Annotated in this window: 8 protein-coding genes and 1 pseudogene; 1 reads left to right on the top strand and 8 read right to left on the bottom strand. The window is 67.2% G+C overall.

Going from position 1 to position 7452, the window contains the following annotated elements:
• From QOI01_RS13300 to QOI01_RS13320, 5 genes are all read right to left on the bottom strand, one after another.
• Positions 1 to 783 (bottom strand): shikimate dehydrogenase, encoded by a 783-nt coding sequence (locus tag QOI01_RS13300; protein WP_526381609.1) that lies wholly within the window; start codon positions 781 to 783, stop codon positions 1 to 3.
• Complete coding sequence (locus tag QOI01_RS13305; protein WP_526381611.1) at positions 780 to 2033, bottom strand: endolytic transglycosylase MltG; 1254 nt, start codon at positions 2031 to 2033, stop codon at positions 780 to 782. The genes QOI01_RS13300 and QOI01_RS13305 overlap by 4 nt, the downstream gene beginning before the upstream one ends.
• Positions 2026 to 2541, bottom strand: coding sequence for a Holliday junction resolvase RuvX (gene ruvX / locus QOI01_RS13310; protein ID WP_526381613.1), 516 nt, complete (start codon positions 2539 to 2541; stop codon positions 2026 to 2028). The genes QOI01_RS13305 and ruvX overlap by 8 nt, the downstream gene beginning before the upstream one ends.
• Positions 2538 to 5267 (bottom strand): alanine--tRNA ligase, encoded by a 2730-nt coding sequence (gene alaS, locus QOI01_RS13315; RefSeq protein ID WP_526381615.1) that lies wholly within the window; start codon positions 5265 to 5267, stop codon positions 2538 to 2540. Before alaS ends, ruvX begins: the two co-directional genes overlap by 4 nt.
• A 123-nt stretch (positions 5268 to 5390) precedes the next feature.
• Complete coding sequence (locus QOI01_RS13320) at positions 5391 to 5780, bottom strand: secondary thiamine-phosphate synthase enzyme YjbQ (RefSeq protein WP_526381625.1); 390 nt, start codon at positions 5778 to 5780, stop codon at positions 5391 to 5393.
• Between the two features lie 113 nt (positions 5781 to 5893).
• On the opposite strand from QOI01_RS13320, the gene QOI01_RS13325 reads away from it, so the two are divergent.
• A complete protein-coding gene (locus QOI01_RS13325; protein ID WP_526381617.1) occupies positions 5894 to 6181 on the top strand; it encodes a GlsB/YeaQ/YmgE family stress response membrane protein in 288 nt (95 codons plus the stop codon).
• A 202-nt stretch (positions 6182 to 6383) separates the two neighbouring features.
• Here QOI01_RS13325 and QOI01_RS13330 read toward each other — a convergent pair whose 3' ends face one another.
• The 3 genes and pseudogenes from QOI01_RS13330 to QOI01_RS13340 all read right to left on the bottom strand — a co-directional run.
• Positions 6384 to 6860: an SRPBCC family protein gene (locus QOI01_RS13330; RefSeq protein WP_526381619.1), complete on the bottom strand. Its 477-nt coding sequence runs from the start codon at positions 6858 to 6860 to the stop codon at positions 6384 to 6386.
• A 14-nt stretch (positions 6861 to 6874) separates the two neighbouring features.
• Positions 6875 to 7228, bottom strand: a complete 354-nt coding sequence (locus tag QOI01_RS13335) for an ArsR/SmtB family transcription factor (RefSeq protein WP_526381621.1) — start codon at positions 7226 to 7228, stop codon at positions 6875 to 6877.
• A 79-nt stretch (positions 7229 to 7307) separates the two neighbouring features.
• A pseudogene (locus QOI01_RS13340) lies at positions 7308 to 7452 on the bottom strand (replication-associated recombination protein A); the annotation flags it as partial.

The following is a 7452-nucleotide window of genomic DNA, read 5'->3' on the forward strand; positions in this document are numbered from 1 at the left end:
TTACGGTCCGCCGAGGGCCGCGATCATCGCCTCTTTCGGCGCGGGCAGGCCGGTAAACTGCTCGACCTGCGCGAACGCCTGGTTCAGGAGCATCTGCAGCCCGCTGATGACCCGCCCGCCCGCGGCCGTGACCGCCCGCGCCAGCGGCGTCGGCCACGGGTCGTAGATCGCGTCGAGGAGCACCGGCGTCCTAGTGACGGTGTCGGCGTACCGGGCGGCGACGTCCGCCGGAATCGTGTTCACCACGACGGCGATGCCGGCCAACGATGCGCCGAGCTCCACCCAGCGGGTGTCGACGCCGAGCCGCGACCCGAGGTCCAGCAGTGGCGCGGCCCTGTCGAGGTTGCGGGCGACGATTGAAATGTGTTGTACGCCAAGCTCGGCCAGTCCGGCGAGCGCCGCGGGGGCCGTGCCGCCCGAGCCCAGGATCGCGGCCGGACCTGAAATGCTTCCGAGGGCCCCAGTCACTCCATCGATGTCGGTATTGTCTGCCCGCCAGCCCGACGCCGTCCGGACGAGCGTGTTGGCCGAGCCGACCAGTTCCGCCCGGACGGTTCGCTCCCCGGCGAACCGCAACGCGGCGAACTTGCCGGGCATCGTCACCGACACACCCACCCACTCGGGGCCGAGACCGCGTACCAGCGGGGGCAATTCATCTGCACTGCACTCGATGCGCTCGTAAGTCCAGTCGGTCAACCCGAGGGCGCGGTAGGCAGCCAGATGAAGCTGCGGCGACCGGGAATGCGCGATCGGCGATCCGAGGACCGCGGCCCTACGGCTCATCGCGCGCTGTCGAGCACACCGTTTTGTCGGGCTAGCTCGATGTTGGCCAGATGTTGTCGATAGTCACGGGTGAACAGCGTGGTGCCCTGCATGTCGATGGTGACGAAGTACAGCCAATCACCCGGCTCGGGACTCTCGGCGGCGGCCAGCGCGGGCTGTCCGGGTGAGCAGATCGGCGTCGCGGGCAGCCCGTCGCGCGCGTAGGTGTTCCATGGCGTCGACCTGGCCCGGTCGGCGTCGGTGGTCGCGACCTCCTGACGGTCCAGCGAGTAGTTCACCGTCGAGTCGAACTCCAGTCGGCGGTGATCGGGCGCGATCAGCCGGTTGTAGATGACCCTGGCCACCTTCGCGAAATCCTGGGGCTTCGACTCACGCTGCACCAGCGACGCCACCACCAGGACCTGGTACGGCGACAGGTTCTCGGCATTGCCGGCCGCGAGCAGACCGTTCTGCTCGTACTGCCGCGTGCTGGCGGAGATCAACTTCGACAGGACGTCCTGTGCAGGCGCCGACGGGTCGACGTCCCATGTGCCCGGCGCGATGAGGCCCTCGATACGGCGGTGGTCGGCGCCGAGCGCCTTGACGGGGTCGACGGCCCATGCGGGCACCGCCAGCGCTGACGGGTCCGCTGATCCCGCGGCCTTCTTCAGGTCGTCGACGTTGATGCACTTCTGTTGACCGTCGAGATTCGTGCAGGTCGCGTCCGCGATCAGCGAGAAGACGCCTTTCGTCACCGCATTGGTCCTGACGTCGGCGATGTCGTCGAGCTGGCGTCCCTCGGGGATCACCAACCTGCCCACCCGGTTCTGCGGATCCGCCAGCCGGGCAACGGCATTCGCGGCGGGAATCTCGGTGCGCACCTTGTAGAACCCCGGCTGGATCGAGGAGATGGCCGTATTGCCCGCCGCGGCGTCGACGAAGGCCTGCGACGTGGCCACCACGCCGCCGTCCTGCAGGGTCTTGCCGATCGCGGTGGTGGAGTCCCCGTTGTGGACCTGTACGACCACGTCCTTGACGCCGTCACCCTGGTAGTCGCCGCCCGAGTTGCCGAAGACTCCGTGCCACAGCCGCGAGCCGAGGAACACGGCGCCGATCACGACGACGATCAGCGCGGCGACCGAGAGGCGGCTGAACATGCGGCGCCTGCGGCGGTTGCGGTTGGCTCTGGCGCGTTCGGTCCGGCTCATGTTGCGGCGCGGCCGCCCGACCGCCTCCGGCGCCGTGCGCTCGCGACCCCAATTGTCAGACATCGGCCGCTCCGCGGTGTTCGGCGAGGGCGACTCGCCGCTGGTCCAGCCAGTTCTGCAGGATGCCCACGGCAGCTGCCTGGTCGATCATCGACTTCTGCCCCCTCGCCCGGACGCCCGCCTCCCGCAACGACCGCTGAGCCGTCACCGTGGTGAGCCGCTCGTCGGACAGCCGCACGGGAACGGGGTCGATGCGGGCCGCGAGGGCATCGGCCACCGCGATCGCATCGAGGGCCGACGGGCCGGTTCGGTCGGCGAGGGTCCGCGGCAAACCGACGACGACTTCGACGACCTCGAGATCAGCGGCAATCTGCGAGAGCCTGCGAATGTGCTTGCCGCCGGCGCTCTTGCCGTCACGGCTTACCGTCTCGACCGGAGTGGCCAGTATTCCGTCTGGGTCGCTGGTGGCGACGCCGATGCGAACGGTGCCCACGTCGACCCCGAGCCGACGACCGCGTCCGGGGTCGTCGCCGCCAGGCCGGTCGGGCTGACGGTCTTCGGTATGGGTCAACCGAGTCGACTCCGGTTGAGCTCTGCGAGCAACGCGGTCAGGGCCGCGTCGATGCCCGACGCTCTACTGCCCGAGCCCTGCGCGAGATCGGACTTGCCTCCGCCACGTCCGTTCAGCCCCGATCCCAGAACCTTGACCAATTCGTTCGCGCTCAGCCCGAGGTCCTGCGCGGCTGGGTTGACTGCGACGACGTAGGGCACCGAGTCGCCGTCACCCTGGCCCTTCCCGTCGCTTCGCTCGCCCGGATCGGCGATCAGGGCGACCACGGCTGGCTCGGAGCCGAGCTTGCCCTTGACGTCACCGACCAGGCTGCGCAGGTCCGCCGCGGAGATGCCCCCCGCCATGCGCTGTGCCACCACACGGACCTTACCCACCAGCTCTGCACCTGCGGCGGCGTCCGCTGCCGCGGCGCGCGCGTTGGCCAGCCTCGAGCGGTCGAGTTCCTTCTCCGCGGCCTTGAGCCGTTCGACGAGGTTGGCGACCCTGGCGGGCACCTCGTCCGACGGCACCTTGAGCGAAGACGCCAGACCGGCCATCAGGGCGCGTTCCTTGGCCAGGTACTTGAACGAGTCCAGTCCGACGTAGGCCTCGACTCGACGCACGCCGGAGCCGACCGACGATTCGCCGAGGATCGTCACGGGGCCGATCTGCGCCGAGTTGTGCACGTGCGTGCCGCCGCAAAGCTCCAACGAGAACGGGCCGCCGATCTCGACGACGCGCACCTCCTCCGGGTAGGCCTCGCCGAAGAGGGCCATCGCACCCATGGCCTTGGCCTTGTCGAGCTCGGTGCGAAAGGTGTGCACTTCGAAGTCGGCCTCGACGGCCCCGTTGGTGACGACCTCGATCTCGTTGCGTTGCTCCTCGGTGAGGGCACCCTGCCAGTTGAAGTCGAAGCGCAGGTAACCCGGCCGGTTGAGCGACCCTGCCTGAACGGCGTTGGGGCCCAATGTCTGTCGCAGCGCGGCGTGGACCATGTGCGTGCCCGAGTGGCCCTGGGTGGCACCGCGTCGCCACGTGGGGTCGACCGCCGCCACCACGGTGTCGCCTTCCACGAACTCACCGGAGGAGACGTTGACGCGGTGCACGAAGAGGGTCTTGGCGATCTTCTGCACATCCGTGACGGCCGCCTTGGCGGCGCCGCTGGATCCGGTGCCGGTGATGTCGCCGATGTCGGCGATCTGGCCGCCGGACTCGGCGTAGAGCGGTGTGCGGTCGAGCACCAGTTCGATGCGGTCCGCGGCTGGCCCGTCGTGGGCGACGACGGGTACTCGCTTGCCATCGACGAAGATGCCGAGAATCGTTGCTTCGGAGGACAGTTCATCGAAGCCGGTGAATTCGGTGGGGCCGGTGTCGACCAGCTCGCGATACGCCGACAGGTCGGCGTGTGCATGCTTGCGGGATGCGGCGTCGGCCTTGGCGCGCTGACGCTGCTCCGCCATCAGGCCACGGAAACCCTGCTCGTCCACGGTGAGGCCGGACTCCGACGCCATCTCCAAGGTGAGTTCGATGGGGAAGCCGTAGGTGTCGTGCAGGGTGAACGCGTCCATGCCCGAGAGCACGGTGACCCCGGATGCCTTGGTGGAGTTCGCTGCGTCCTCGAACAACCGTGAGCCCGACGCGAGCGTTCGGTTGAACGCCGTCTCCTCGGCGACCGCGATGCGGTTGATCCGATCGAAGTCGGTCACCAGCTCCGGGTACGAGGGGCCCATCGCGTCGCGGACTCGTGCCATCAGTTCGGCGACGATCGGAGTGTCGATGCCGAGGAGCTTGGCCGATCGGATGACGCGACGAAGCAGACGGCGAAGCACGTACCCGCGGCCGTCGTTGCCCGGGCTCACGCCGTCGCCGATGATGATCGCGGCGGTGCGACTGTGGTCGGCGATGATGCGGTAGCGCACGTCGTCATCGTGGTTGCCCAAGCCGTATCCGCGCGGCGCGATTCCTGCGACCAGATCGATCACCGGGCGCACCAGATCCGTCTCGTAGACGTTGTCGACGCCCTGCAGCAGGCACGCCACGCGCTCGATGCCCATGCCGGTGTCGATGTTCTTGCGCGGCAACGGACCGAGGATGTCGAAGTCGGACTTGCCGGTGCCCTCGCCGCGCTCGTTCTGCATGAAGACGAGGTTCCAGATCTCGATGTAGCGGTCCTCGTTGGCCTCTGGCCCGCCGTCGACACCGTACGCGGGTCCGCGGTCGACGTAGATCTCCGACGACGGCCCGCACGGTCCCGGAATGCCCATGGACCAGTAGTTGTCGGCCATCCCGCGACGCTGGATGCGTTCCAGCGGCAGCCCGGCTACCTCCTGCCACAGTGCGATCGCCTCGTCGTCGTCGAGATAGACAGTCGCCCAGAGCGTTTCGGGGTCCAATCCGTAGCCACCCTGATCCTGCGGATTGGTCAACAGTGTCCAGGCGAACTCGATGGCGCCCTTCTTGAAGTAGTCGCCGAAGGAGAAGTTGCCCGCCATCTGGAAGAACGTGTTGTGGCGGGTGGTGATGCCGACTTCGTCGATGTCGGGCGTGCGGATGCACTTCTGGACGCTGGTCGCGCGGTCCCACGGCGGCCTCTGCTGCCCGAGGAAGAACGGCACGAACTGGACCATGCCCGCGTTGACGAACAACAGGTTGGGGTCGTCGAGGATCACCGACGCGCTCGGCACCTCGGTGTGACCCGCGTTCACGAAGTGATCGAGGAAGCGCTTCCTGATCTCGTGTGTCTGCACGTGCTGCTGTCCTTAACTATTCGAGTCATGGCCGTTCTCGACCGCATTACAGTACCGGCCCGTCCCGATCGCCCTGCAAGCGCGCGGCGTGGGCTCCTCGTGGCGCGCCGGTTAGGCGCGGCTTCACCCACCGATGAAGCTCAGACGCACCGACCGCCGCGGGTTGTCCCTGTTCAGGTCGACCAACACGATGCTCTGCCAGGTACCGAGAAGCGGCTCGCCGGCCTGAACCGGGACGGTCACCGACGGCGCCACTATCCCGGGCAAGACGTGATCGGCGCCATGTCCCGGGGAACCGTGAGCGTGTCGGTATCGGTCGTCGCGGGGCAGCAACCGTTCGAGCGTCTCGACCAGGTCGTCGTCGGACCCGGCGCCCGTCTCCATGACGGCCACGCCCGCCGTGGCGTGCGGAACGAACACGCTGCACAGCCCGTCACCCAGCGGTGCACAGAATGCACGGACGGTGTCGGTGACATCCACGGTGCGGCGACGGGAGGTATCCACGTCGATCAACTCGGTGTTCACAGTCACGAGAGTACGGCCGAATTTATTCACGGCGACGTTTATTTCGTGGGCCCGAGGGTATCGCTGTCTCATCTCAAACACCGAACGGAAGTGAAGAGACAATGACTCCCACTGGCATCATCACCGCAATACTGATCGGCGTCGTCGTCGGCGTCCTCGGTCGCCTCGTACTCCCCGGCAAGCAGCCGATCGGCTTTCTCGTCACGATTTTGGTCGGCATCGTCTCGGCGCTCATCGGCACGTGGCTGGCCCGCCAACTCGGCATCCCCACCGCGACCGCAGGCATCGACTGGATGGAACTACTGGTGCAGGTCATCGTCGCCGCGCTCGGCGTCGCGCTGGTGGCCGGTCTGATGGGCCGCCGTCGGACAGGCATCCTTCGCCGCTAGTCAGGGCGGTGCGGCAGAAGGGGTTTCCCCGCGCCCTGATCTGCTGCACCTCTGCTGCACCACTCAGGCGTTGCCGTCGGGATCGGCGAAATCGAACATCGTGCCCCATCGCGATCGTCGAGGACGTTGACATCCCGGCGGCAACGCCGCCCTCCACCAGTTGCCGGTGCCGACCGGCACCACCCCTTCCAGCGTCCAGTCGTCAGGCGTCCGACAGCAGGGTCTCGAGACGTTCGTAGCCCTCGGTCATGCCACCCTCCATGCCCGAGGACAGGAGGGCATCGCGGGCGTCGGTGTTGGGACAGATCGAACGTCCGCGCAGCCTGCTGCGCCCGCCGCCGAGGTCGTCGAACCATAGATATTCGATGTTGACCATGTCCGGTGCGCCTTCGAACTCGAACGTCTGGATGACGAACTCGTCGTCACGCACAGTGTGGAAGACGCCGTTGAACCAGTACTCGTCGCCGTCTGGCCCGAGGTGCAGGTAGCGATAGCCTCCGCCGGTACGGAATTCCCAACGCTCGATGGACATCTCATTTCGAGAGGGCCCAAGCCACTGCTTGACGAGCTCGGGTTCGGCGTGAGCGCGGAAGAGCGCCTCGACGGGAGCGTCGAATTCGCGGGCGAATTCCATGGCCAGGGTGTCGACTGGGGCCACTAGGTCGAGTGCGTTCGTCATCGCGAGTTTCCCTTCTAGATCTTGTCTGTGTTCTCGGTCGCCACCAGCAGGCCGTCCAGCCGGCGGTAGTTGCGTTCGGCGTCCAACCGGTAGCGGTCGATCCAGCCCGTCAGCCGCTCGAGTGCCGCGGCGTCGAGGTGCACGGGCCTGCGTTGGGCCACGCGGGTCCTAGTGACCAGGCCCGCGTGCTCCAGCACCTGAATGTGCTTGGACACCGCCTGTTTGGTGATGGGATGCGGTTCGGCCAGCTCGTTGACCGTGGCGGGCCCCCGCGACAACCTGGCCACGATGGCCCGGCGCACCGGATCCGCCAAGGCCAAGAAGGCGCGGTCCAGACGCTCTTCGCCGCCACCATCCTCGGGTTTCAATTATCAACCTCTAGTTTGATCAATCATTTGGTTGACTACAAACGTAGGTCGCGGTGCTCGGGATGTCAAGGATTACCGGTCAGCGCTTTCGACGGAGGATCGCGCGCAACCGGTCGAGCCGCCCCGCGATCTCCCGTTCGGCGCCGTGCGTCGTCGGCAGGTAGTAGTCGGCGCCGACGAGCTCGTCGGGCGCATACTGTTGCGGCACAATGCCGTCCGGGTCA

The organism is Mycobacterium sp. (genome assembly GCF_032162605.1).
Lineage (GTDB): Bacteria > Actinomycetota > Actinomycetes > Mycobacteriales > Mycobacteriaceae > Mycobacterium.